Origin of the sequence: Acinetobacter sp. P1(2023) (genome assembly GCF_028367635.1) — a bacterium.
Lineage (GTDB): Bacteria > Pseudomonadota > Gammaproteobacteria > Pseudomonadales > Moraxellaceae > Acinetobacter > Acinetobacter pittii_E.
On the sequence record NZ_JAQNDD010000005.1, the window covers coordinates 148,221 to 174,607 of the forward strand.

General features: G+C 39.4%; 26 protein-coding genes. 19 read left to right on the top strand and 7 right to left on the bottom strand.

The window, feature by feature from the left end; genetic code table 11:
* Positions 1 to 98: 98 nt before the first annotated feature.
* Both clpP and tig read right to left on the bottom strand, forming a co-directional pair.
* The gene (clpP, locus tag POD11_RS09695) at positions 99 to 704 is read right to left on the bottom strand and encodes an ATP-dependent Clp endopeptidase proteolytic subunit ClpP (protein ID WP_002114870.1); all 606 of its coding nucleotides are present in this window, start codon (positions 702 to 704) and stop codon (positions 99 to 101) included.
* 193 nt (positions 705 to 897) lie between these two features.
* Positions 898 to 2,232: a trigger factor gene (tig, locus tag POD11_RS09700; RefSeq protein WP_016142259.1), complete on the bottom strand. Its 1,335-nt coding sequence runs from the start codon at positions 2,230 to 2,232 to the stop codon at positions 898 to 900.
* Positions 2,233 to 2,646: 414 nt separating this feature from the next.
* On the opposite strand from tig, the gene POD11_RS09705 reads away from it, so the two are divergent.
* From POD11_RS09705 to rdgB, 7 genes are all read left to right on the top strand, one after another.
* On the top strand, positions 2,647 to 4,935 hold the full coding sequence (locus POD11_RS09705; RefSeq protein ID WP_262457063.1) for a TonB-dependent receptor: 2,289 nt from the start codon (positions 2,647 to 2,649) through the stop codon (positions 4,933 to 4,935).
* Positions 4,936 to 5,041: 106 nt separating this feature from the next.
* On the top strand, positions 5,042 to 5,725 hold the full coding sequence (locus POD11_RS09710) for a Fe2+-dependent dioxygenase (protein WP_239974861.1): 684 nt from the start codon (positions 5,042 to 5,044) through the stop codon (positions 5,723 to 5,725).
* A gap of 458 nt (positions 5,726 to 6,183) precedes the next feature.
* Complete coding sequence (leuA, locus tag POD11_RS09715) at positions 6,184 to 7,881, top strand: 2-isopropylmalate synthase (protein ID WP_016144279.1); 1,698 nt, start codon at positions 6,184 to 6,186, stop codon at positions 7,879 to 7,881.
* Positions 7,882 to 7,964: 83 nt separating this feature from the next.
* Positions 7,965 to 9,125 (top strand): homoserine O-succinyltransferase MetX, encoded by a 1,161-nt coding sequence (gene metX / locus POD11_RS09720; protein ID WP_017482028.1) that lies wholly within the window; start codon positions 7,965 to 7,967, stop codon positions 9,123 to 9,125.
* Entirely contained in the window at positions 9,125 to 9,718 is a 594-nt protein-coding gene (gene metW / locus POD11_RS09725; protein ID WP_001217230.1) for a methionine biosynthesis protein MetW, read from the top strand. Before metX ends, metW begins: the two co-directional genes overlap by 1 nt.
* Entirely contained in the window at positions 9,715 to 10,302 is a 588-nt protein-coding gene (locus tag POD11_RS09730; protein WP_017385717.1) for a tetratricopeptide repeat protein, read from the top strand. Before metW ends, POD11_RS09730 begins: the two co-directional genes overlap by 4 nt.
* A 177-nt stretch (positions 10,303 to 10,479) precedes the next feature.
* Positions 10,480 to 11,103 (top strand): RdgB/HAM1 family non-canonical purine NTP pyrophosphatase, encoded by a 624-nt coding sequence (rdgB, locus tag POD11_RS09735; protein WP_262457064.1) that lies wholly within the window; start codon positions 10,480 to 10,482, stop codon positions 11,101 to 11,103.
* Positions 11,104 to 11,302: 199 nt separating this feature from the next.
* On the opposite strand, the gene POD11_RS09740 is transcribed toward rdgB, so the two are convergent.
* Complete coding sequence (locus POD11_RS09740) at positions 11,303 to 12,178, bottom strand: AEC family transporter (RefSeq protein ID WP_262457065.1); 876 nt, start codon at positions 12,176 to 12,178, stop codon at positions 11,303 to 11,305.
* Between the two features lie 253 nt (positions 12,179 to 12,431).
* On the opposite strand from POD11_RS09740, the gene POD11_RS09745 reads away from it, so the two are divergent.
* The 5 genes from POD11_RS09745 to POD11_RS09765 all read left to right on the top strand — a co-directional run bounded on the left by POD11_RS09745 (position 12,432) and on the right by POD11_RS09765 (position 18,530).
* The gene (locus tag POD11_RS09745; RefSeq protein WP_057105678.1) at positions 12,432 to 12,650 is read left to right on the top strand and encodes a Sec-independent protein translocase subunit TatA; all 219 of its coding nucleotides are present in this window, start codon (positions 12,432 to 12,434) and stop codon (positions 12,648 to 12,650) included.
* A 12-nt stretch (positions 12,651 to 12,662) separates the two neighbouring features.
* Positions 12,663 to 13,100 carry a Sec-independent protein translocase protein TatB gene (tatB, locus tag POD11_RS09750; protein WP_125699081.1) on the top strand — a complete coding sequence of 146 codons (438 nt, stop codon included), beginning with the start codon at positions 12,663 to 12,665 and terminating at the stop codon, positions 13,098 to 13,100.
* Positions 13,097 to 13,867 (top strand): twin-arginine translocase subunit TatC, encoded by a 771-nt coding sequence (gene tatC, locus POD11_RS09755; protein ID WP_016142268.1) that lies wholly within the window; start codon positions 13,097 to 13,099, stop codon positions 13,865 to 13,867. Before tatB ends, tatC begins: the two co-directional genes overlap by 4 nt.
* Before the next feature lie 175 nt (positions 13,868 to 14,042).
* Positions 14,043 to 15,992 carry a PhoX family protein gene (locus tag POD11_RS09760; RefSeq protein WP_262457066.1) on the top strand — a complete coding sequence of 650 codons (1,950 nt, stop codon included), beginning with the start codon at positions 14,043 to 14,045 and terminating at the stop codon, positions 15,990 to 15,992.
* Positions 15,993 to 16,196: 204 nt separating this feature from the next.
* Positions 16,197 to 18,530, top strand: a complete 2,334-nt coding sequence (locus POD11_RS09765; RefSeq protein WP_262457067.1) for a PhoX family protein — start codon at positions 16,197 to 16,199, stop codon at positions 18,528 to 18,530.
* Between the two features lie 47 nt (positions 18,531 to 18,577).
* Here POD11_RS09765 and POD11_RS09770 read toward each other — a convergent pair whose 3' ends face one another.
* Positions 18,578 to 19,357 (bottom strand): NRDE family protein, encoded by a 780-nt coding sequence (locus POD11_RS09770; RefSeq protein WP_239968295.1) that lies wholly within the window; start codon positions 19,355 to 19,357, stop codon positions 18,578 to 18,580.
* A 93-nt stretch (positions 19,358 to 19,450) separates the two neighbouring features.
* Between POD11_RS09770 and lgt the strand changes: the two genes are divergently transcribed.
* The 7 genes from lgt to msrA all read left to right on the top strand — a co-directional run bounded on the left by lgt (position 19,451) and on the right by msrA (position 24,294).
* The gene (gene lgt / locus POD11_RS09775; RefSeq protein WP_016142272.1) at positions 19,451 to 20,269 is read left to right on the top strand and encodes a prolipoprotein diacylglyceryl transferase; all 819 of its coding nucleotides are present in this window, start codon (positions 19,451 to 19,453) and stop codon (positions 20,267 to 20,269) included.
* Positions 20,270 to 20,348: 79 nt separating this feature from the next.
* Positions 20,349 to 20,708 (top strand): hypothetical protein, encoded by a 360-nt coding sequence (locus tag POD11_RS09780; RefSeq protein WP_031947294.1) that lies wholly within the window; start codon positions 20,349 to 20,351, stop codon positions 20,706 to 20,708.
* Positions 20,709 to 20,717: 9 nt separating this feature from the next.
* A complete protein-coding gene (locus tag POD11_RS09785) occupies positions 20,718 to 21,080 on the top strand; it encodes a hypothetical protein (protein WP_262457068.1) in 363 nt (120 codons plus the stop codon).
* Between the two features lie 121 nt (positions 21,081 to 21,201).
* Positions 21,202 to 22,044, top strand: coding sequence for a thymidylate synthase (thyA, locus tag POD11_RS09790; protein WP_262457069.1), 843 nt, complete (start codon positions 21,202 to 21,204; stop codon positions 22,042 to 22,044).
* Positions 22,045 to 22,089: 45 nt separating this feature from the next.
* Positions 22,090 to 22,599, top strand: coding sequence for a dihydrofolate reductase (locus tag POD11_RS09795; protein WP_262457070.1), 510 nt, complete (start codon positions 22,090 to 22,092; stop codon positions 22,597 to 22,599).
* A gap of 14 nt (positions 22,600 to 22,613) precedes the next feature.
* A complete protein-coding gene (locus tag POD11_RS09800) occupies positions 22,614 to 23,669 on the top strand; it encodes a DUF4105 domain-containing protein (protein ID WP_262457071.1) in 1,056 nt (351 codons plus the stop codon).
* 100 nt (positions 23,670 to 23,769) lie between these two features.
* Entirely contained in the window at positions 23,770 to 24,294 is a 525-nt protein-coding gene (gene msrA, locus POD11_RS09805; RefSeq protein WP_262457072.1) for a peptide-methionine (S)-S-oxide reductase MsrA, read from the top strand.
* Positions 24,295 to 24,351: 57 nt separating this feature from the next.
* On the opposite strand, the gene POD11_RS09810 is transcribed toward msrA, so the two are convergent.
* From POD11_RS09810 to POD11_RS09820, 3 genes are read right to left on the bottom strand one after another with little or no spacing between them, the layout of a single operon-like run.
* A complete protein-coding gene (locus tag POD11_RS09810; RefSeq protein ID WP_262457073.1) occupies positions 24,352 to 24,756 on the bottom strand; it encodes an ExbD/TolR family protein in 405 nt (134 codons plus the stop codon).
* Complete coding sequence (locus POD11_RS09815) at positions 24,756 to 25,376, bottom strand: MotA/TolQ/ExbB proton channel family protein (RefSeq protein ID WP_016142278.1); 621 nt, start codon at positions 25,374 to 25,376, stop codon at positions 24,756 to 24,758. The genes POD11_RS09810 and POD11_RS09815 overlap by 1 nt, the downstream gene beginning before the upstream one ends.
* 43 nt (positions 25,377 to 25,419) lie before the next feature.
* A complete protein-coding gene (locus tag POD11_RS09820; RefSeq protein ID WP_032054359.1) occupies positions 25,420 to 26,175 on the bottom strand; it encodes an energy transducer TonB in 756 nt (251 codons plus the stop codon).
* Positions 26,176 to 26,387 lie beyond the last annotated feature (212 nt).

A 26,387-nucleotide genomic window follows, 5' to 3' on the forward strand; every position in this document is an offset into this window, starting at 1 on the left:
CCACAAATAGAATCTTAAATATTAGGGCAAGATGCACTGCATAAATAACTAAATGGAGATCTTTTTCAACATCTCAAGTTATTTATATAAGAAGGTCCTTATGGACGCTTGCTTAACACCTGATCAACCAGACCATATTCTTTAGCAGCTTGAGCTGTCATAAAGTTATCACGGTCAGTATCACGAGCAACGGTTTCATAGTCTTGACCACTGTGCTCTGCCATTAAGCGGTTCAAACGTTCTTTAATAAAGAGAATTTCACGCGCATGGATTTCAATATCCGATGCTTGACCACGGAAACCACCTAATGGTTGATGAATCATGACACGGGCATTTTCTAAACAATAACGTTTGCCTTTAGCACCCGCATTTAATAAGAATGCACCCATTGAAGCAGCTTGGCCCATACAATATGTCACGACATCAGGTTTAATAAACTGCATCGTGTCATAAATAGCCATACCTGCTGTCACAGACCCACCTGGAGAGTTGATATAAAGGTGGATATCTTTATCAGGATTTTCAGCTTCTAAAAACAACATTTGGGCAACGATTAAATTTGCCATATTGTCTTCAACTTCACCTGTCAGAAAAATGACGCGCTCACGTAAAAGTCGTGAATAAATATCAAAAGAACGTTCGCCGCGAGAAGATTGTTCAACCACAACAGGAACTAAAGCATTTTCAATTGTTGGAACATACATACGTTATTTATTCCTAAATTTTTTGTGACTTAACCTATGGCAACAATATGCGGGATAATTTCTCAAATTGCAAAAGGTTCGCACTGAAATATTATATTATTTATACCTAAGTACTTAATGTCGCACTCAAATTGACCACATAAAGAAAAACAAAAAAGGCGCCCGAGGCGCCTTTTTCTGACTTCTTAAAAGATTAGCCCATACGGCGAGCTTGTTGTTCTTTCAATAAGTCATCATAAGATACAGCTTTGTCAGTCACTTTAGCACCAGCTAAGATGTGATCAACAACTTGATCTTCTAATACAACGGCTTCGATTTGAGCACGTTGTTGAGCATCATTTTTGAAGTATTCAATCACTTCAGTTGGATCTTCATAAGAAGAAGCCATGTCGTCAATGTAAGCATCAACGCGAGCTTGGTCAACTTCAAGTTTAGCATCAGCTAAAACTTTGCTTACCAATACGCCAAGCTTAACAGAGCGCTCTGCTTGTTCTTTGAACAATTCGTCAGGAAGCATGCTCTTATCAAAAGATTGCGCGCCTGCACCACCAAATTGTTGAGTGAACTGTTGAACCATTTGTTGACGTTGACGGTCAATTTCTTGAGCAACCATTGCACTTGGAACTTCAACTTCGTTCGCAGCAACAAGTGCATCAAAAGCAGCTTGTTTAACTTGGTTACGTAAACCATTGCGAACTTCACGTTCCATATTCTTACGAACGTCAGCTTTTAACTTCTCAATGCCTTCTTCTTCAGTTACACCGAAGATTTTTAAGAATTCAGCATCAATTTCTGGAAGTTTTGATTTCTCAACTTGCTTCACAGTGATTTTGAACTGAGCTGCTTTACCAGCCAAGTTTTCAGCTTGATAATCTTCTGGGAAAGTAACGTCAATTACTTTCTCTTCACCAGCTTTCATACCGATGATGCCGTCTTCGAAGCCAGGGATCATACGACCTGAACCTAACACAAGTTTAAAGTCTTCAGCAGAACCGCCTTCAAACTTCTCACCATCGATAGTGCCTTCAAAGTCAAAAGTTACTTGCATGTCTTTTTTCGCCATGCCCTTGGTTACAGCCCAAGTTTGACGTTGTTTTTGCAAGTTTTCGATCATAGCGTCAACGTCAGCGTCTTTGATTTCAGCTGATTTACGTTCAACTTCTAAAGTATCGAATGCTTGTACAGCAACTTCTGGATAAACTTCTACAGTTGCTTCAAAAACTAAAGCGTCTTCTTTATGTTCAACTTTCTCAATGTTCGGCATACCTACCGCATTGATTTTTTCTTGTTGAATTGCTTCAAAAACGCTATCACGAATGATGTCATTCACAACTTCTTGATAAATGCTTGCACCGTATTCGCGACGAACAACGTTTTCAGGTACTTTACCTGGACGGAAGCCGTTGATCTTCACAGTTTTGGCAGTGCGCTTCAAACGAGCTTCAAATTGCTCGTTAATACGGCTCGTCGGTACAGACACATTTAAACGACGGGCAACGCCCGAAACCGCTTCAGTCGTTACTTGCATGGCTTCCTCGATAAAAATTAGTTAGTAGGAACAGTTTTTAAAAAAGTGCTGTATTATATGACAACTTTCCAGATATACAAAATTAACCGATCACTTACTATAAGTGAATGCTATTTTTCCAAGAAATTTCACAGTAATTTTATGATTCTTTAAATATTTTTCATAAAGCCTTAAGTAAAACTAATTTTTTAGCTATTCTTTATAAATCTAAAATTACAATTAAAGTTTGATTTTAATCGCTTTAACAAACAATGACTAATAATCAGTAGATTAGCTACATAAAAGTACAATTCACCATTTAATTATTCATTTTCACTTCATAATTCAATTGGCAAATCCAATTAACACAAACTGTACATATAAATAAGAATTATTATTATTCGCATAACCTTTTAGCTTTAGAGTCCTGAAGTCATGTCTTTGATTAGAACACGTAAAAAAATTGTTTCATCTGCAATAGCCTCATCGCTATCAATGATTGCAACAACAGCTATGGCACAAGAAGCAGTTTCACAATTACCGACGATTCATACTCAAGCGACTCAAGAAGAATCATTAAAAGTAGATCAATCAGCAAATGCTAAATTCGTAGCTCCTCTCAAAGACACACCAAAATCAGTCTCTATTCTTTCTCAAAAATTAATTAAAGATACAAACTCTAATACCCTTCTCGAAGCTTTACGCTATGAGCCAGGCATTACTTTAGGTGCAGGTGAAGGTGGTACACCATTTACCGATATGCCTTATATTCGTGGTTATAGCGGTCAGTCTTCTATTTATGTTGATGGTGTTCGTAATACAACGTCTCAAAACCGCGATATGTTTGCGATTGAACAAGTTGAAGTGATTAAAGGCTCTTCTTCTGCTCTTGGTGGCGGTGGTAGCGTTGGTGGAAGTATTAACTTAATCCCTAAAGTTGCTCATGAAGGCGACGTATACCAAGGCAGTGTTCAAGGCGGAACTGATAATTATCGTCATATCCAGCTTGATGCCAACAAAGACTTTGGAAATGGCATTGCTGGTCGTGTTGTGATTATGGGCCATGAAAATGAAAAAGCTGGTCAAAGTAACGGTGCCGAATATGCTCGTGCCGGTATTGCATCAAGTCTTGCATTTGGGCTAGATACAGCAACCCGTGGAACACTGAGCTACTACTATTTACGTAGTAATGATGAACCAGATGCAGGTATTCCATTTAACAATGCAAACCCAGCAAAACCTCCAGTTGGGGTTATTGTAACACCTGGTGATGGTAAACCTGTTGATGTAAAAGCTGGAACCTACTATGGCTGGAAAGCACGTGATTTCGATAAACGAGAAAATCACATTGGTACGTTTAAGTTAGAACACGACTTTAATGAAAACCTTACTTTGTCGAATGTAGCAACCTATAACAAGTCTAAATCTGATTATGTTTATACGAATGCTGATGACTCTAAGGGTAATATTTACAGAGGTACAATCGCTCGCCGTGCGTTAAGCCGTATCTTAGATAGTGATGCTTATAGCGACCAGCTTTCTTTAAAAGGTAAATTCAATACAGGTAGCTTAAAACACTCTTTTAATGTTGGTACTGAGTGGAGCTTCCAAGAAACTGACCAAGGCGTATATACCTTTACTAATGCTGCTGGTGAAACTACATCGACTATTTTAGACAGTAATATTCAAAACTGTAATTCGGCTGCGGCTGCTTCAAATGGCTGGTGTACAAGTTTAAATAACCCAGGAAACGGCGCCTTCTATGACACACGTGGAGCAATTAAAGCGCAATCTACGACACGCAGTCATAATGTAGGGGTTTATGCTTTAGATAGTATTGAATTTAATCCACAATGGTTACTTAACTTAGGTATTCGTTGGGATAAGTTCGAAACTGAGAAAAAATATAATAAGGACGTAGATGGACGTACTCCTCATAAAACTGGCGATAAATTAGAAAGCGATACGGATTACTTCTCTTACCAAGCCGGTCTAGTTTTCAAACCAACCGAAGATGGTAGTATTTATTTAAGCTACGCTACATCAGCAAACCCGGTAGGTGTGCTCGCTGAAGGTGATACTGGTTCAGATTCTATTAGCGATTCAGGTAGTGCAAGTGCGAGTGCAAATGATTTAAAACCTGAAGAAGCACGTACTTTTGAATTAGGTACAAAATGGGACCTATTTAATAACCGTGCAAACTTAACAGCAGCTATTTTCCGTACTGAAAAGCAAAATACACGTATCCAAATCGACCCGACAACTACTACTAATGCAGGTAAAAGTAAAGTTGACGGTTTTGAGATTAGTTTGAACGGAAAAATTACCGACAAATGGGATGTTTCTACAGGCTATAGCTATTTAGATAGCGAAATCACTGAAGCGGCATACAATGCAGTTGCTCAAGAAGGTAAACCATTACCATTTGTAGCGAAAAATAGTGCTACCTTATGGTCTACTTACAGAGTAATGCCTCAATTGACTTTAGGTGCTGGTGTTGAATATCGTGATCAAGTTTTCGTAAATACAACTGCTCCGAAATATTTGCCAACCTATACCATTTATAATGCTATGGCTAAATACGACGTCAACAAAAACGTAAACTTACAGCTTAACATCAACAATATCTCTGATAAGCGTTATTTCACTAGTGCACATGCAGCTCACTACGCGTTTGAAGGTAATGGCCGTAATGCTGTCTTAGCGATTAACTTTAAATACTAAGTTTAAATTCCATAAATTATTTATGGAATTAATTGAAATTCATATAAAATAGCCTCATCACGAGGCTATTTTTACAAATGAAGTCGCTATATAAAAGGTGTTTGCTGTGATTCATCATATCCCCAATGTTTTAAGCAAAGAGCAAGTTGCCGAGTTTCGTAAGCTCATGGAAGAAGCCAATTGGGTAGGTGGAAAAGTGACTGCCGGCACCTTGTCTGCTTCTGTTAAAAGAAATCAACAACTTTCAGAACAAGATCCACTTACCCACCATTTAAGTGAAATTGTCATCAAAGCAATTTGGCAAAATCCTGTGTTTCAGGCCGCAGCCTTACCCCATAAAATTATTCCACCACTTTTTAATCGTTATGATGAACATGAAAGCTTTGGTTTCCATGTAGATAACTCAATTCGCCTTATCCGCGGGACTTCTGAACAGCTACGTACCGATTTATCATGTACCTTATTTTTAAGTGAACCTGATGAATATGAAGGTGGTGACCTCGTTATTGAAGACACTTATGGTTATCACGAAGTCAAATTGCCCGCAGGTGATGTGGTGCTCTACCCTTCTACCAGCCTACATGAAGTCAGCAGTATTACCTCTGGTACTCGTTTTGCTTCTTTTTTTTGGGTACAAAGTCTGGTTCGAGACGATAGTAAACGCCATCTCTTATTTAATCTTGATGAGAGCATTCGAGAACTACGCAAATCACACGGCGATAACTACCCAGAAGTCATGAAGCTCACCAACATTTATCATAATTTAATTCGTATGTGGTCAGAACTGTAATACTATTTATTTTTGCCTTTTTAAGACTTAATAATCTTTTTTACCTTTAAAAGGCAAAAATATGAAAATAATTTTCCATAAAAAATAAAACAGCGCAAAATTAGAAAATTATTTTCTAAACAACTTAACTAAAATTATGATAAGAATTTTGCACGAGGTGTAATCATTGTTTAGATGTGATATATCTAAATATCAAGATTACCCGCAAACCATCAAACTTATTATTCTACGGTCTAGAGATGAAAACGAATTACTTGTTTGCCCAGCCTACTCAAGCAAGACATCATCTGCAACTCCTGATGCTGCGCCAAGCGCGCGTATAAAAATTTTGTCTGCTTTTTAAAGCAGCACTTCAAAATTACCTTTAATTTTTCTGAATTAGATACCATATATTAAGTAGAGACGTTGCCTTTTAAATATATCCAGAGCAACCGCGCTACGAGACAAGGAGTTTTCTCATGATGTTGGCCGACCCTAGCAAAAAATACCGCCGTATGTACCAACGTGTGGATTTACCAGATCGCCAATGGCCGAATAAAGAAATTACAAAAGCACCAATCTGGATGAGTACCGATTTACGTGACGGTAACCAAGCAATTTTTGAACCGATGAATATGGAACAAAAATTCAAAATGTTCAAAATGCTTGTGAAAATCGGTTTTAAACATATTGAAATCGGTTTCCCTTCTGCATCACAAATTGACTTCGATTTTACTCGTATGTTGATCGAAGAAAATCATATTCCTGATGACGTATACATTGAAGTTTTGGTTCAAGCACGTGACCATTTAATTGAACGTACTTTTGAATCTTTGGCAGGTGCGAAACGCGCAATTGTGCATATTTATAACTCGAACTCACCAACCTTCCGTCAAAAGGTATTGAACGTAGATGTTAATGGTGCAAAACAATTAGCAATTAATGCTGCTCAAAAAGTTAAAGAGTATGCTGCACAGTATCCTCAAACTGACTGGATTTTCCAGTACAGCCCAGAGTGTTTCTCTGCAACTGAATTAGAAGTCGCTAAAGATGTCTGTGATGCCGTCACAGAAATTTGGGATGCACGTCCTGACCATAAAGTGATTTTAAACTTACCTGCAACTGTAGAGGTTTCTACACCAAATGTTTATGCAGACCAAATTGAATGGATGCATCGTAATTTGGCACGTCGTGATGGTGTGATCATTTCTGTTCACTGCCACAATGACCGCGGCTGTGGTATTGCTGCCTCAGAACTTGCAATTATGGCAGGTGCTGACCGTGTAGAAGGTTGTGTGTTTGGTAATGGTGAACGTACAGGTAACGTTGACGTTGCAGCAATTGCGTTGAACATGTACACCCAAGGCGTAGCGCCTGAGTTAGATTTTTCTAACATTAATGAAGTGATTGCAACGGTTGAAGAATGTACTGGTTTACCGGTACACCCTCGTCATCCATATGCAGGTGACTTGGTATTTACTGCGTTCTCTGGTTCACATCAGGATGCGATCAAAAAAGGCTTCGAGTATCAGAAAAACGAAGAAGTCTGGGATATGCCTTACTTACCAATCGACCCAAAAGATTTGGGCCGCGACTATGATGCTGTAATTCGTGTAAACAGCCAATCTGGTAAAGGTGGTATTGCATACTTATTAGAATCGAACTACAACGTTGTGTTGCCGCGTCGTTTACAAATCGAATTCAGCCAAGTTGTTCAACAATATGCTGATGAGAACGGTACTGAAATTAATGCCAAAGAAATCTGGACATTATTTAAAGACACTTATGTTGATGTGAAAAACCATCATTACACAGTTAAACACTACAAGTTATCTGATATTAACGGTACTCAGATTATCGAACTTGATGTTGATGTCGAAGGTGAAACACAACAGCTTCGCGGTGAAGGTAATGGACCAATCTCTGCGTTCTTAAATGCACTTCAATTACCAATTGACGTATTGAACTATGAAGAACGTAGTATTAGTTCAGGTGCAAATGCGAAAGCATTAACCTTAATTGAGCTTCAAGTAAAAGGTACAGGTAAAGGTTCATTTGGTGCCGGTGTTCATGACAATACAGTCACCTCATCCATTGAAGCAATTATCGCATGTACCAACCGTTTGATTGATCAAGGTGTTTTAAGTACAGATCAGGTGGTTGCCGCTGCTGTTTAATTAAAAAAAAGACTTTGGAAAGGATACCTAGCTTGGTATCCTTTCTTTTTATTCCTGAAAGATTTAAAAGGCGAAATGTTCCCGTGTCTTTTCCAGCTGATTCAGTGGGGTTAGTCACTCCGCAAAAGTTCCAATTTGAAGAACCATTACACCTTGAATGTGATCGTGTTTTGCCACGTTTTGAATTAATGGTTGAAACTTACGGCACTTTAAATGCTGATAAATCAAATGCAATTTTAATCTGTCATGCTCTTTCCGGACATCATCATGCAGCGGGTTATCACCACGAAGATGATAAAAAAGCTGGATGGTGGGATAGTTGTATTGGCCCGGGTAAGGCAATCGATACAAATAAGTTTTTTGTAGTTTCGCTCAATAATATTGGTGGGTGTAATGGCTCAACTGGCCCGACCTCACCAAATCCTGAAAATGACAATCGCCCTTACGGACCGGATTTTCCGTTAGTAACGGTGCGCGACTGGGTTAAAACTCAGGCCATGCTTTCTGACCGTTTAGGTGTAAATGTCTGGTATGCAGTGGTTGGTGGGTCATTAGGGGGCATGCAAGCCCTACAATGGTCAGTCGATTATCCTGACCGTCTACAAAAGTGTGTGATTATTGCCAGTGCACCAAAGCTTTCAGCACAAAATATTGCATTTAACGAAGTTGCGCGTCAGTCGATCTTATCTGATCCAGATTTCCATCATGGTCGTTATTTAGAAAATGATAGTTACCCGAAACGCGGACTAATTTTGGCTCGCATGGTCGGTCATATCACCTATCTTTCAGAAGAAGCCATGAAACAAAAATTTGGCCGTGATTTAAAATCTGGCAAATTTATGTATGGTTTTGATGTCGAATTTCAGGTAGAAAGCTATCTTCGTTATCAAGGCGAACAGTTCAGCCGTAACTTTGATGCCAATACCTACCTTATCATGACCAAAGCTTTAGATTATTTTGACCCATCACGTGAGTACGGTCACTCATTAACTGAAGCGATGGGCAAAACCAAATGTCAGTTCTTGATTGTCTCGTTTACCACTGACTGGCGTTTTGCACCAAGCCGTTCACAAGAAATTGTAGATGCGCTTATTACCAATCATAAACCTGTAAGTTACTTAGATATTGATGCTGAGCAAGGTCATGACTCGTTCTTATTCCCTATTCCACTGTATGTCAAAACCATGCGCGCTTTCTTAGGCGGTGAAGAACACTTAAAATCGACATCACTGGAGGCAAGCTAATGCGTATTGATCAACAACTGGCAGAAAAGTGGATTAAACCCGGCTCAAGCGTACTCGATTTAGGGTGTGGTGACGGTGAATTACTCGCTCATATGAGCCAAAAGCATCAAATTCGTGCTTATGGTTTAGAAATTGATCAAGAAAAGATTGCAATTGCCGTCAGTCGCGGGTTAAATATTATTCAACAAGATTTGAATCTCGGCTTAAGCCGCTTTGCTGACCAGTCATTTGACTATGTGGTTATGGCACAAGCTTTGCAAGCCGTAGATGCACCCGATGTTTTATTAAGAGACATGGTGCGTGTGGGTAAACAGGCCATTATTACTTTTCCAAACTTTGCGCATTGGAAGACTCGCTCTTTTCTTGCATTAAAAGGAATGATGCCTGTATCGGATGCTCTACCATACATGTGGTATAACACCCCCAATATTCATTTATGTACATTTAAAGATTTTGAAGCACTATGTGCTGAAAATCAGATACAAATTATTAATCGACTCGCCGTCAATGGAAATCAGCAGGGAAGCCTGTTAAGCAAACATGTTCCGAATTTGTTTGGTGAAGTCGCTATTTATCGAGTGAGTGCACTATGAAAAAGACATTATTTAGCACACTATTTGCAGGACTGCTAAGTATGCAGGCTCATGCAGATTATATCGCCCAGCCACAATCGGTTGCGAGTCAGGCTGCACGTTTTTCAACAATGGGGATTAATGATCTTCAGAAAGCAGCAAAAGCTGGTCAAGCAGGCGCGCAATTTTACCTTGGTACACACTACCAATATGGTAAAGATGTAGCAAAAGATGAGAAGCAAGCTTTCGCATGGTTTAAAGCAGCAGCTGACCAAGGTTTATCACCAGCACAACTGAACGTGGGCCGTATGTATGCCGACGGTATTGGTGTTAAAAAAGATGAGTCTATGGCTCGTAAATACTTTGAAAAAGCAGCAAGCAATGGCGATAATCGTGCAAGCTATAACCTCGCGATGATGGAAGAGCAAAAGAAAAACTACGTGGGTGCTTACCAGTGGTATGAGCTTTCAACTCGTGATGGCATGCTCGACAATAAAGTGATTAGCCTATCTGAAGGTAAGAAAACTGCTCTTGCAGCAAACTTAACTCAAGAACAAATCCGTACAGCACGTGACCGTGCGGACAAATGGATTCAAGCACAATAATAACGGTTCATCCGTAAAAAACCTTACTCGACTAAAACCACCTTGTATGCTCTACAAGGTGGTTTTAGTTTATTAGGATATTCTCATTTATATTCTATTTGTTTACCTCTATATCCCCTCTTAAAAAACACGTAACATAACTGATGTTCGATATTAGCTATAAAGTTTGGTTTTATTATGTCTACCCCACATTGGTTTGATCAGGGCAGTTTAGTTCTTGCCAGCAATAACAAAGGTAAAGTCGCAGAGTTTGAAAAACTTTTTGAACAGCTCAAGTTACCAGTAGAAATTATTCCTCAAGGTCGCCTTAATATTTCTGATGCAATCGAAGACGGCTTAAGCTTTATTGAAAATGCAATTATTAAAGCGCGTCATGCTTCTAAAATTTCAGGTAAGCCTGCTATGGCTGACGACTCTGGTATTTGTGTACCAGTCTTAGGCGGCGCACCTGGTATTTATTCAGCACGCTATGCTGGAGAACATGGTGACGATGCAGCAAATAATGCAAAGTTATTAAATGACCTTTTACCCTATCGTAAAAATGGTGAAGTAATTGAAGGTATGTTTGTATGCGTACTTGCTTTAGTGACGCATGCTGAAGACCCTTTACCACAAATTTTCCAAGGCATCTGGCACGGCGAAATTTTAGAAGCTGCACGTGGTGAAAATGGCTTCGGCTATGACCCATTGTTCTGGTTGCCTGAGCTACAAGTGTCTAGCGCTGAACTTTCTAAAGAGGATAAAAATAAGATTAGTCATCGTGGGCAAGCGATGCAGTTATTCAGAGAGAGCTTAGTATAAAGTTTCTTTCCATATAGCCTTTGAATACCACGTTAGAGAGTATTCGGCTTTGTATAGGCAACTCTTACTTTTCAAAGATGAAAAGTAAGCAAAAATCTTTTGTTAGACTGATGGTACTTCCTTGTACCACAGTCTAACTGGCGGCATCCATGCCGCCTTCGCACAAATAAGTGTAGGAAACTTAGAATTAAATAATTAATTAGACGTACAAGTGTAAAAACACAGCATAAATCGCAATACACACACAACTCACAATCGTCCCTGAAGCGATATAAGCGGCAGATCTTCCCGTTCCTTGATAATGTGTTTCTAGTGCTACAATATTGGCTGCTGGCGGCAAACAGAACATTAAAAACATTACTCCAATTTGCTGAGAAATATTTGGAATCGGTAGAAATCTATAAGTTAAGCCGCAAAGTACAACCCCACAGGCAACTTTAAATGCTTGAGCTTTCGTACTATAAATTAAGTCTTTTAAATGTACCCGAGTACGACGCAACCACATTCCCAATACACACATGCCGGCAAAAGTCATTGCGAACTTAGCAATCTCATATACCCAATGTATGGCGGGATGCTCGATATGTTGAGCCCCTAATAACCTGAACAGAAGTGCACAAAAGATTGAAATACACGGTGGAGATGACAGAACCTTTTTTAATATGCTGAGCTTACTTTGTGGTGCGGTGGTGACGGCCGTAACAGCCCATGCATTTCCAAAAAGAGACATCCCAATATATAGCGCAACAATTGGAGCCGTAGCATCAGGGCCAAATAAAGCCATGGCAAAAGGAAAACCGAGCCAGCCCATGTTGGTATAACTCACGCAAAGCGCTAATAATCTGTCTTTAAATAAAGCTAAATATGCAAAGAAAATAAGAAATGCTGAACCGAAGCTAAAGAGCATCAAACTCAAACTACCCGGCTGATAAAATACCATGTTGTAAATAATCACAACCGGAATCAGTAAGCGAGCAAGCCAAGCTGAAAGAATAGGTTTTATGGTTTCGGCAAGGGAAGTCTGAGCAAGTAAAAGTCCTGTGATAAATGCCAATACAGGCAGTAGTAGCGCCACGCTCTCTCCTCTTGCTCATTAAAAACAGCTTGTTATGCTACACCTTTTCAAAGTGAAATGTGCTTTCCATTTCAAGTAATTTAAGCGCCCGATATCAGCCTGCCTATAAATTAAATAATTAAATAATTTCTCTATGAAAATTAACTTTTTAGGTTTTAGCCCTTATTCACTGTCTTAAAAATGACACATAAGTGTCACATTCCTGTCATGGCAACCTGTTGATATAAAGCAAACTGAAAAGAGGTATAAGATCATGGCTGGTTTATCTATATGGCATGTCGTTATTTTTGCAATTGTCGTTATTTTATTATTCGGTACATCTAAATTAAAAAATATCGGTAAAGATGTTGGTGGTGCAGTAAAAGACTTTAAAAAATCAGTTCGTGAAGAAGACGAAACTGCAACGCTTAATACGCCACGTACAATTGATGCCCAAGTCAAAACTCCTGACAGCACATCAGTAAAAAGCTAAAGGTTTTCGACCATGCTTGATGTAGGAATGACAGAGCTACTCTGCTTTGCAATTATTGCAATTTTAGTTTTAGGTCCAGATAAACTACCGGAAGCTGCACGCTTTGCTGGTCGCTGGTATGTTCGCTTAAAACGTTATATTACCAATTTGCAAAATGAGATTGATCAAGAGTTACGTCTTTCTGAGTTTCGAAAAGAAATGCAAGAAGAGCTCAACCGCATTGAAGCACTAGAAAGAAAAGTTCAACAACAACTTGAAGAAATCCAAAAACAAAATATTGCTGAAAATATAGATAAGACTGAGGCAGTTAAAAAGATGCCTCAACCTATTCGGATATGTCTTCCTATATCAGGCCATTATAAAGTTCCATATGTGGGAAAATTTGTGCCTTTCACATCATCAACTGATATTTCAGAGACATCACCTGTTAAATTGAAGATTGCCGTATGAACCAACTGCCTTCAACCACTGTAAATAGTCAGGAAAATTTAGACCAAATGCCAATCATGAGCCATTTGGTTGTTTTAAGACGCCATTTATTTAGAATTGTCGGGGTAACCTTATTTTTATTCTTTTGCTTATTACCCTTTAGAAATAATACTTACCAATTATTATCCGAACCTTTAAGGCTGCAACTCCCGACCTCCTCCTCAATGATTGCAACCGATGTCACTGCAACATTTATGGCGCCTTTTAAACTCAATTTATTTGTCGCGCTTGTACTGGCAATGCCATTTATTCTTTATGAAATATGGTCATTTGTTCGTCCGGCGCTATATCAAAAAGAACGCCATTTAGCCCTGCCATTACTCATCGGTAGTATTGTCTTGTTTTATGCGGGCGTTGCTTTTGCATATTACATTACCCTTCCGGCAATTTTGCATTTCTTTATTAGTGTATCGCCTGAAACCGTTGCACCGATGACCGATATTAATAGCTATCTAAGCTTCTGCTTAAAGTTATTTTTAGTGTTTGGACTAACTTTTGAAATTCCAATCGCGACTCTCTTGCTTATTTTAATTGGTGTAGTAAATACAAAAAGTCTTGCTGAAAAAAGACGTTTTATTATTGTAGGATGCTTTTTCGTTGCAATGTTTATTACCCCACCAGACGCTATTTCAATGGTGATGTTAGCAATTCCTATGTGGTTGCTTTTCGAGCTTGGTCTGCTCTTCGGTAAAATTCTTGAGAAAAGAAAAACTCATTCTGCCGAATAAAATAGTTTTTAAGAAAAAGCCTGAACCTCGAAGTTCAGGCTTTTTTATGTAGAGCACTTTTTAATCTACAAAGCAATAAACTGTCTTCAAAGTGACTTAAAAATGTAAGAAAAGTGTCATTTTCAATCCATAGAATCAACTCAACAAATATACCCACAAAATTTACGGATTTATTATGACAACTGCTTCTAACCACCCAACACGTCGCGAAGTTTTAAAATGGTTTTCGGGGATTCCTTTCCTTCCATTAGGTGCGATGGCTACGGCAGCAACGTTAGCAGGTTGTAATGATAGTGATGATAGTTCTGTAATCACACCAACACCGCAACCAAGTAAATTAAAAAATGCAAAATTCACAGCAATGTCTGCGCCTACGACTGCAGCAGACCGCGCAACAACTTTAGTGAATTCTAAATTAAAAATTGACTGGGAAAACTCAACCAGTACTGAATACCAACTTGCTTATAAACCCTTCTTTAAAACAGGTGATAGCGTACCAAAGCATGGGGGTGGAACTATTATCGCGGGTGGTTATTTTGATGTTAATGGCAATCCAATTATGGATAAGTCGGTTGCTGGTAAAGAGCGTCAGTTCTTTTCTGACTGTCCAGATGGTTCGTCTTTAATTCAATTAGAAGGTGCAAAAGTTGAAGGCGTAGCAAACCCTGTGTTCCACGTTGTTCAATTTGAATATAACTCTAAAGACCAAGCAGGCGGTGACACTTACGGTCAACTACCATCTCCAATCGCAATTTTGACTTTAGATCAAGACCCGAAAACAGGTCACTTAGAGCTTAAAAAATACTTCAATGTTGATACTGCCCCTGTCCACGGCTTATGGATCACTTGTGGTGCGAGCTTATCGCCTTGGAACACTCACTTATCGAGTGAAGAATATGAGCCTGATGCATTCAATCAAGGCATTGGTGGTACAGATCCAAAATATCTTGGGAAATACTTCTTTGGTGATGAAACTAAAGCAAATCCATATAACTATGGTCATTTGCCAGAAGTAACGGTTAACCTAGATGGTACGGGTAGCATTAAAAAGCATTATTGTTTAGGCCGTATTTCTCATGAACTTATTCATGTTATGCCAGACAACCGTACAGCGCTCATGGGTGATGACTACACAAATGGTGGTTTCTTCATGTTCGTTGCTGATAAAGAAAAAGATTTATCGGCAGGTACGCTCTATGTTGCTAAATACATCAATACGCTAACTGAAACATCGCAAGCCAGCATTCAATGGATCAAACTTGGTCACGCGACAAGTAAAGAAATTGAAGATTTAGTTGCTGGTGGAATTAAATCAACTGACATCATGGAAAGTTTAACAACCAATCCAAATGATGCGAGTTACACTGAAATCACTTTGGCAAAGAAACAGCTCTGGGTAAAACTTAAACCAGGCATGGAAAAAGCAGCCGCTTTCTTGGAAACACATCGCTATGCAGCGTTAAAAGGTGCAAGTATGGCGTTCACCAAGATGGAAGGTACTAACGTAAATATTAAAGATAAAATTGCGTACTCTGCTTTAGCTAATATTCAAGATTCAATGGTTGTTGGCGGTAAAGGTTATGTTGCAGAACATAATGTAGGGTTCTCTAAAAAGATTACTGCTGGTGGCGTGCTTGCGCACAAGTTAGGTAATAGCTTTACAGATAATGAAGGCAGCGCAATCAATAGCGAATGGGTTCCTCTTTACTCATATATGTTGTTAATGGGTGAAGACATTACTAAGGATAGCTTAGGTAATACAGCTAACCCAGACAAAATTGCTAGCCCAGACAACTTAAAATTTTCTGAAACTTTACGTACATTATTTATTGGTGAAGACTCAGGTAACCACGTGAATAACTTCTTGTGGGCATACAATGTAGATACTAAAGAGTTAACACGACTGCTTTCTACACCAGCAGGTGCAGAGTCAACAGGCTTACATGCTGTAGATTCAATTAATGGCTGGACTTACATCATGAGCAACTTCCAGCACCCAGGCGATAGCAGCAGTGTACCTGATGATGTAAAAGCATTAATTAACCAAAATTATAATAATGGTTATAGCGCAAACGTGGGCTATATTACAGCAGACCCAATTGCCCCTTCTGTCACAACCAAATAATTTTTCATAACATCTTTAAGTATTAAAGCTGGCCAAGGTCAGCTTTAATTTTTTACAGTCAACTTTCACTTTTTATAGAAGTGAAATAAAAAATTACAGAACATTTCATTAACTTATCATCAAAACGTCAAAGCCTCGTCACATTCACAAACTAAGCTCATGAAGACTTTTAGAACAATCTCTTTATTTACTTAGGAATTTCCCATGACAGAGCTGACGCCATATCATGAAGATCAAGAACTGGACAATAATACTTCTGACAATATCCACTTTCGTGACATTTTAGAACAACATGTAAGTCGCCGTAGTTTAATTACTAAAGCAGCAAGCGGTGCGGTAGCACTAACTTTAGCCTCTACTTTAACAGGCTGTAATGATAGTAATGATGACTCAGGTTCAAACAACGGTGGGACCACACCAGTAGATCCAAATAAAAAACCAGAAAAATTAACTTTTACCGCAGTTGCGAAAAACCATAACGATATTGTGACTGTACCTGAAGGTTATGAAGCGAATGTCATTTATGCTTTAGGTGATTCAATCAACCCAAGAGTTGGAGATTGGGATGACAATAATATTCCATCAGGCCCAAGCTTCCAGTTTCGCTCTGGCGACTGTCATGACGGCATGCATTTCTTTGGTTTAAATGCTTCAACAAAAAACTTTGATGAAAGTGTTTCAGCTGAAGGTTTATTGGTGATGAATCACGAATATATCAACCAAACATTCCTTCACCCCAAAGGCCCAACAAAAGTTGATGGACGCCGCCCTGAAGATGAAGTCATCCGTGAAACTAATGCACATGGCGTATCTATTGTTCACATCAAAAAAGATGCAGCAACTCAAAAAGTAACAATTGATAAAAACTCTATTTTTAATCGTCGTATTACAGCTTCTACAGTTATGGAGTTTGCGGGTGCTGCAGCGGATTCAAGCCTGCTTGCAACTCGCTTCTCACCAGCTGGTCGTCAAACTCGTGGCACTCATAATAACTGCGGTAACGGTTATACGCCTTGGGGCACATACTTAACTACTGAAGAAAACTTTATTGGTTATTTCCAACGTTCAGGTAGTGATGAATATGCACGTACAGATGCAGAAAAAATTGCATTAAAACGTTATGGTTTAGGTGTTAAAAAAGATGAACCTTATTTGTATGAGAAAGATGAAAAAGGTGCTCCTAAAAAAGATAAAGATGGCAATATCATTTACTTAAAAGATAAAAATGGTGAGTTCATCCCTAACGTTGATGAACAAGGGCGCCAAATTTATTTAGGCACAAGTTCACGCTACGGCTGGGAAACAGCAATTGGTCAAGTAGAGTCACAAGACTTATATGATCGCTGGAATGCTGATGTAAAAACTGCACAAGCTACCCAAGATTATCGTAACGGTCCAAATACATTCGGGTGGATGGTTGAGATTGATCCATTTGATGGACGTCAAAATCCAGTTAAACGTACCTCATTAGGCCGTTTTGCTCATGAAGACAGTGCTTGCCGTGCTGTAGTAGGTCAGCCATTAGCGTTTTATATGGGTGATGATTCTCGCGGTGAGTACATCTATAAGTTTGTCTCTACCGCAGTGTGGGATGCCAAAGATGTAAATCGTGGCTATACAGCTGGCGACAAATATATGAACGCGGGCAAATTGTATGTTGCCAAATTTAATAACGATGGTACAGGTCAATGGATTGAACTTGCTTATGGCAAAAATGGCTTAAATGAAACCAACACCACTTACCCATTTAAATCTCAAGCGGACGTTGTCACATTTGCACGTTTAGCGGGTGATGCAGTCGGTGCTACCAAAATGGACCGTCCAGAATGGTGTACAGTCAATCCAGTAAATGGCGAAGTCTATGTCACTCTAACCAACAACTCAAATCGTGGTAAAGATTACGCGACCGATGCTGCAAATCCACGTAACTACACAGACCTCTACAACGGCACTAAAGAGCAAAAGGGTAACGTTAACGGTCACATTATCCGTTTTAAAGAAACTGATGACAAAACCGCTGCCGAAACCTTCAAGTGGGATATTTATCTGTTTGGTGCAGAAGCATCAATGGCTTCAAACATCAACTTATCTGGCCTAACCGACAATAATGATTTGTCATCTCCAGACGGGATGTGGTTTGACCCACGTGGTGTACTTTGGATTCAAACAGATGATGGTGCTTACACCGATGTTACTAACTGTATGATGCTTGCTGCACTACCTGGTCAAATTGGCGATGGTGGTACTGCAACTACGTCAAATGGCCAACAAACGCTAGTCGGTGCTAAAGTTACAGATTCAACACTACGCCGTTTCTTGGTTGGACCAAAGCAATGTGAAATTACAGGCATTGCCATGACACCTGACCACAAAGCAATCTTTATTAATGTTCAACATCCTGGTGAAGACTCGAAAAGTTACGCAACACCAGACAGTAACTGGCCTGCAACTCAAAAAGATCCTAACAATAAAACTGCACGTCCACGTTCAGCAACTGTGGTGATTACCCGTAAAGATGGCGGTGTGATCGCGGGTTAATTCTTAAGTAATTAAAAATGCCGATCAATTGATCGGCATTTTTATTATCATCGATTTAAGAGAACCTGCTGCTGCACAATTTGTCCACTATGCTCGCCTTGTTGGGTCTTTTCCAACCAAAGCCATTCATTATTGGTCATTCTTAGAAAGTTTGAGCAACGTGTTCCATACACAGGACTTTGAATAAAGGTTGAAGATAACAACTCTTCCATTTCTGGCTGGATGCCTGTATTGGGTAGTAATGCTGTCGTAACTTTACGCTCATCTTCAAGAATATCCCACGCCGCGTGCTGTAAAGTTAACTCTTCTGTCTGATGCTGAAGCATAGGCAAGAACTCTTGGGTAAAGCGTGTTCGTAAATGTTTAGTTTTCTCCCAATGTTCAGACATCAAGCCATTCGAAACCACATACACACCGTTAGCCAATACTTGTGGAGCTTCACCACGGTTACTCATATAAACCGCTTGATCCGCATTTCCCATAAACAAGTTAAAGCCAGCAAAATTCTGTTGCTGCTGTTCTAATTCTTGAGCAAATCGAATCGGCAATAAATCAGACTCTAAAAAAGCCTGAACCAAATGGCCCCGAGAAGTTTCATATGACTTTTGATCTCGTCCATCACGAAAATTGGTTAACACAGCCCATCGACCTTGAGGTGTTATTCCCATCCAAGTACCGCCCGACTGTAAGTCTTGCCCTGCAATAATCGGCGTATGATCCCATTGATGCAATAATGCGGTTGGTCGATGATAGAACTCATCCCGATTTGACATAAGACACAAGGGCATATCATCCAGAACATGCCATGCTAAAGCGACAATACACATCTTTTCTTATTCCCTATCTTTACACATTGAATGTACAACATTTTTCACATCATTCCGCTACAATCTGTCAAAACGTAAGATCAAGGAGCAGCAATGCTGACCTATCCTAATATCGATCCGGTCGCAATACATCTAGGACCTCTTCAAGTTCATTGGTATGGACTCATGTATTTATTGGCATTTTTATGTGCTTGGGGGCTTGCTTCCTACCGTGCCAAACAGCGTGATGGCTGGACATCGGACATGGTTTCCGATCTGGTGTTTTATGGTGCCTTAGGTGTCGTTCTGGGCGGTCGTGTCGGCTATGTCCTTTTCTATGAGTTTGATAAATTCCTTGAAAACCCGATTTGGCTCTTTCAAGTCTGGACAGGTGGTATGAGTTTCCACGGCGGCTTTTTAGGCGTCATGATTGCGATGTTATTTTGGTGTAAAAAGTACCAAAAAACATGGTTCCAAACGCTCGACTTTATTGCGCCATGTGTACCAACTGGCCTGATGTTTGGACGCTTTGGTAACTTCATTGGCGGAGAGTTATACGGCCGTGCGGTAACTGATCCTAATTACCCATTTGGTATGATCTTCCCAACTGATCCATTACAACTGGTACGCCATCCATCACAAATTTATCAAGCAATCTGTGAAGGCTTAATCCTATTTATTATCTTGTGGTGGTTTAGTTCAAAACCACGTCCACGTATGGCAGTTTCTGCTTTATTCTTAATGGGTTATGGCGTTGCACGCTTTGTGATGGAATTCTTCCGTCAACCCGATGCGGACCAAGGTTTTATTCTATTTGGCTGGATGACTAAAGGACAAATCCTCACCGTTCCAATGTTGCTGATTGGCCTTTGGATGATGTGGTATGCCTATCAAAAGAAAATTTATGACTGGGGTCCACAAAAGAACAGTTAATATGATAAATCAGAGGAGTTTCGGCTCCTCTTTTCTTTTTTATGCTACAGTTTTACTCTCCCAAAAATGAAGATATGCCATGCTGGAATTCTGGTTTGACACACAAGTCCCGACATTTAAAAAATTAGTGATTTTAATTATTACTTTGGCTATTTGTATTGGACTATATCAATACCAACCTTTGCCTTTAGATACGATTCTCATGTTTACTGGAACAGGTGTTATCTTTTTAATCTGCCGCTATTTTAAATTACATTTTGCTCAAAAAAATCCGACTGGCTTGCTTTACCGCCTGCTGACTTGGATCCCTATCGCACTGTTATTTGCACTTATTTTTGTTAAAACAATGCCGAACTTGCTGGTCTGGGGTGTTCAAGGAATTGCTTTTATGGCACTTGCAGCTTTTATCTTTTCACCTCAATCACTTTTTAATAAATAGGCTTGATATATGTTGGCTTATTGGTACAACGCTCCGCGCCACATCAAACTTATCTTTATTATTGTAGTTTGTGTTGCAATTTATGCAGCCAATCAAGCTCAGCCCTTATCGCCGACCTACACTATTCTGAGTCTTGTGTTAGGTTTTGGACTTCACTTCGGACAATATTTAAAAACAAAAATTTCAGTTCGTAGCTCACATAAATCTAACTTTCAGTTGCTACTTAAAATTTATCCTCTCATTATTGTTGCTATCGTGATGTGGGTGCTGCCACCTCAACACAATTGGATCGCAACGATACAAGCTCTAGGTTTTGTACTGGTTGGCTTTTTTCTTGTTTCAATTTATCAAAATCGTGCGAAACGATTTTGATTGCAAACTATGGCGCGCTTTCCTACGTATCATTAAACCATGCTATTATCTTCCACGGTTTATCGATCCATAAACCATCTCCCCTTTTATTTGATGGAATTAATCCGAACTCGAGAGTGTTATGCGTGCATATTTAGACCTACTACAACATATCCTTGATAATGGCGGTGACAAAGGCGACCGTACAGGCACAGGAACCCGTTCTGTATTTGGTCATCAAATGCGTTTTGATCTCTCTAAAGGTTTTCCTTTACTCACCACAAAAAAAGTTCATTTCCGTTCTATCGTGATTGAGTTACTTTGGTTTTTAAAAGGCGACACCAACGTCCAATATCTAAAAGACAATAAAGTTTCAATTTGGGATGAATGGGCAACAGCAGAACAAACTGCTCGTTTTGGCCGCCCAGAACATGAGCTTGGGCCTGTTTATGGTCATCAATGGCGTAATTTCGGTGCAACAAAAAAGGCGGATGGTACTTATAACCAAGATGGTTTTGACCAGATTAAATGGTTAATTAATGAAATTAAAACCAACCCAAATTCACGCCGTTTAATTGTTTCTGGCTGGAACCCAAATGAAGCTGGACAAGTTGCATTACCACCTTGCCATACGCTTTTCCAATTTTTTGTACAAGACAACAAGTTGTCATGCCAGCTTTATCAACGTAGTGCCGATGTGTTCTTAGGCGTACCTTTTAACATCGCGAGTTATGCTCTACTCACCCATATGATTGCTCAAGTATGTGGTTTAGGTGTTGGTGATTTTGTCTGGACTGGTGGTGATACGCATCTTTATGCTAACCATTTTGAACAAGCTAAACTTCAATTGACACGTAAGCCTTTCCCACTGTGCCAATTGAAACTAAACCCAGAAATAACTGATTTGTTTGATTTCAAATTTGAAGATATTGAAATTGTAGGTTATGAATCACATCCTGCAATTAAAGCACCAGTTGCAGTATAACGACGGCTTAAATTTCATTAGATTACGGTTTAGAGAATAAAGATTATGGCATGGCAAAATGTAGAAGTTGTCCACGTTGTGGCAATGGACAAGAATCACTGTATTGGTAAAGGCAATGCGTTGCCATGGCATATTTCTGCCGACTTAAAACACTTTAAAGAAATCACCCAAGGCGGTGTGGTCATCATGGGCCGCAAAACACTTGAGTCTATGGGCCGTGCTCTACCAAACCGTGTGAACTGGGTAATTACCCGTGACATTAACTGGCAATTTGACGGTGTTAAAGTTGCATACTCAATTGAAGATGCTTTAAACGCAGCTTTAGAAGATGTAAAAAATACTGAAAAACAAGCATTGTTCATCATTGGTGGCGGTGAGATATTCAAGCAAACTTTATCAATTGCAGACCGTCTTGAACTCACTCATGTTGACTTAGATGTGCAAGGTGATGCACATTATCCAACAATACCGAGTGAATTTCATAAAAGTGCAAGTGAACAGCAAGTTGATGAAAAATCAGGAACTTCATTCGAATTTGCCACTTATAAAAAATAATTTTATGGATACCTATGCACAATATCGGAACACGTGAATTTATTATTGCTCTACTTTTTGGACTTCTACATAGTCTATTCACGCTGTTTATTGTGTTCTCTAGTATTTGGGTATGTCTAGCACTCTGGGTTCAACAACCTTTTGGATGGTTAGGCAGCCGCATACTCATCGGTATCTGGATTGCTTTTGCACTGAGTATGGCGGGCTTATATGTTGAAGGTCATATTATTAGCCGCCGTACCGATATCCTGATTTATCTTCTAGCGTTTGCCTGCTCTCTTGTTTGGTATTTTTCCATTACTGCACGTCAACATCGCGACTGGAACCCAGAAGTTGCCAATATGCTGAGCTATGAAAAGCACGGCGATGTAATCACTTTACACAATGTTCGTAACTTCAACTGGCATCCTGATGGAACTTATGATGTGCGATGGGAAACCCGAACATTTGATCTTAAGCAATTAAATGGCATAAACATCATTGCCTCTTACTGGATGGGACCACAAATTGCTCACACACTGGTGAGCTTCGAATTTAAGAATCAGCAACCTTTGGTCTTCTCAATAGAGATTCGCAAAGAAAAAACTGAAGAGTTTTCAGCAATTGGTGGTTTTTTTAGAAAATATGAACTTAGCTTAATTGCTTCTGATGAAAAAGATATTGTCTATACGCGTAGCAACATCCGTAAAGAGCAAGTTTATAATTTCCCAGTCAATATGCCACGTAGCGAGCAAAAAGCGCTATTTTTAGAATATCTTAAGAAATCGGATGAGCTACGTGCAGAACCGAAGTGGTACAACACGCTTACGAGTAACTGTACAACTTTAATCTTTGATATGGTTCAAGCGATTAACCCCTATGAACTTCCTAAAGATTATCGCTTAATCGCTTCAGGTTACTTACCTAATTATTTATATGATCTTAAAGCACTCAATCAAAATATCAGTTTAAAACAGTGGTATCAAATTGCGCATATCAATCCACGTACTGAAAATTTTGAACAGCTTTCAGATCAGAGTAGTCAACACTTCTCTCAAATCGTTCGACAAGGTTTACCTAAAGCTAAATGAAATAAGTAATGCACTTTTCTTTACTTTTTTATACATGCTTTACTTTGTATTTTAAATACATAAACCCTATTGTAATAGGCAGGAAATAGAGGGAAAAACAATGCAACAGGCATTATTTGGCGGTGGCTGTTTTTGGTGCGTCGAAGCTGTATTTTTACAAATACGCGGTGTAGAAAAAGTAACTAGTGGTTATGCAGGTGGGCACACAACTAATCCTACCTACGAAGAAGTATGTCAAGGAGACACCCAGCATGCTGAGGTGATCTTAGTCGACTTTGATGAAGAGCAAGTAACTTACTCACAGTTACTCGACGTGTTCTTTGCGACTCATGATCCAACAACTTTAAATCGCCAAGGTAATGATATCGGCACACAATACCGCTCTGTTATTTACTATTATAATGAAGAGCAAAAGCAGGCAGCGGAACACGCGATTCAGACTCTAAAAAATGATGATCTTGATATTGTGACTGAGCTATCTCCTGTCCCGACCTTCTACCCGGCAGAAGAATATCATCAGAACTACTATGCAAAGAATCCTTCACAAGGTTATTGCAACTTTGCGATTCCACCTAAGCTGCTTAAGCTATATAGTAAATTCCAGCATCTGATGAAAGATCAATAAATCAGAACAATAAAAAAGCAACCAGATTGGTTGCTTTTTTATTGAGTAAACTAAATTTTAGTTTTCACTGACAAAGGCAATATCGCTCAGTCCGGCTTCACTGGCGCGAGACATTACCTGTGCAACAGTATCGTACTTCGACTCTTTATCAGCACGAAGTTGAACTGTTGGTTTAACATTACCTTGACCCGCTTCTTGAAAACGTTTTTGAAGCTCATCTAGGCTAATTACTTGAGTATCCCAAGCCACTTCACCATTTGCATTGATACTAATCGTAATTGCTTTTGGTGGTGGATCAATAATTTCAGCAGTTGTTTTAGGAAGCGTTAATGGAATCGATGGGTTGGCAACTGTTGCTGTGACCAAAAAGATGATCATTAACACCAACATAATGTCGATTAGCGGAATGAGGTTCATCTCATTCATGCCACTATCGTGGTCTTCACCCAATTGAAAAGCCATTAAGCTTGACCTCCAACGTAACTTTGCTGTGCAGTTTTAACGTCAGACTTTACAGTTGAGTCTTGCTGCAACATCGTGTCAATTAACAAGCTATGCGCTTGATCTTGTAAGTCATGAGCAAGACCACGATTTGCACGTACACAGATGTTGTAAGCCAATACCGCAGGAATCGCAACTGCCAGACCAAGACCCGTCATAATAAGTGCTTCACCTACTGGTGTAGCCACTTGAGCCAAACCTGCTTGTCCGCTTTTACCTACCGCAACCAGCGCATGGAAAATACCCCATACCGTACCAAACAAACCTACGAATGGTGCAATTGAAGCAATCGTTCCTAAAACCGAAATACCTTTATCAGCATTGGCTTTTTCAGCAGAAATCTGACGAAGTAATGCCTGCTCTGCAACCGCTTTACGCTGTTCAAAACTCAAAGGTTGTAACTTTGCTTTTAGCGAAGAGATAGCCTGAGAAAGTTGAGCATAAGCTTGTTGTTTTAACTGGCGAGTCCCCATCAAACGTAAGATGAAAACTGTCCAGGTAGCAATCGACATTGCCAATAAGATGAAATACAGGGTTTTACTCACTGCATCTGCATGTTGCCAATAGATTGAAAAGTTCATATTGAACTCCTGATTAAGGTTAGCCGTTGGGACTCAAATTCATTTAAGGGGTTAAATCAAAGGGTTGCTCTGCTCTAATTGGATAAGCAACACCATTTTCCATATAAGGTTTAAATTTCGCACCGCGAACAGCACGGACAACTTTGTCGTCTAGACTTGAAATACCACTACTTCTAGTCACTCGTACATTAATAATTTTGCCTTTTTCATCGGCTTCAATGAGTACAACAACAGAACGTGCTTCGCCTTGTAAATCTTTTGGAGAAACTGTTAAACGTGGTGAACGACTCCACTGTACCCCCGAGCCACCAATTGAAACTCGTTTTGGTGATGGATCTGGAGCAGGTTGAGCTTTAGGCGCTTCTTGTACCACTGGCTTCGGTTTTTCTACGACTTTTTCAGTAACAGTTGTCGTCGTAGTCACCACTTTAGTTTCAACTTTAGGTTCTGTCTTTACTGTTTCTTTTGGTGTTTCAGCTTTTTTCACCTGTTGAATTTTTTCCACTTTTTTCGGTGGTGTCACAGGCTTTTCAACAACTTTAACTTCTTTTACCTCTTTTTTAGGTTCCGGCTTTTTAGGCGGTTCCTTTGGTTTAGGAGGTAGTGGTTTTGGTTGCTCTTGAATTTTTACGAAACGTACCTGTAAAGGCTTCTTATCGATTGGCTTTAATTCAGCAGGCTTAATATGGCTAACTGCCCATAAAACCCCGATATGACCAATTGCAACCGCAATTAGTGCCGTGATGACTTTCTTTTTCATCGGATTGGGAGAGTTTAAGGCTGCGGAAGATTGACTCATAAGAATCTAATTACCTAATGGATGATGATTTCAGACTTCTATTTACAGAAACGATTTCAAACATCGGATAGAACAATAAAGTGCCACAATAATAAATGAGAAGTGTTTTCATTTGCAACTATTTTTTGAGAAAAACATTTGCTCAAGATCGCTCATTTGTATCAGTTGAGTGTCTTTACTTTTGTTTTCCCATAGTTACATGAAATGGAATC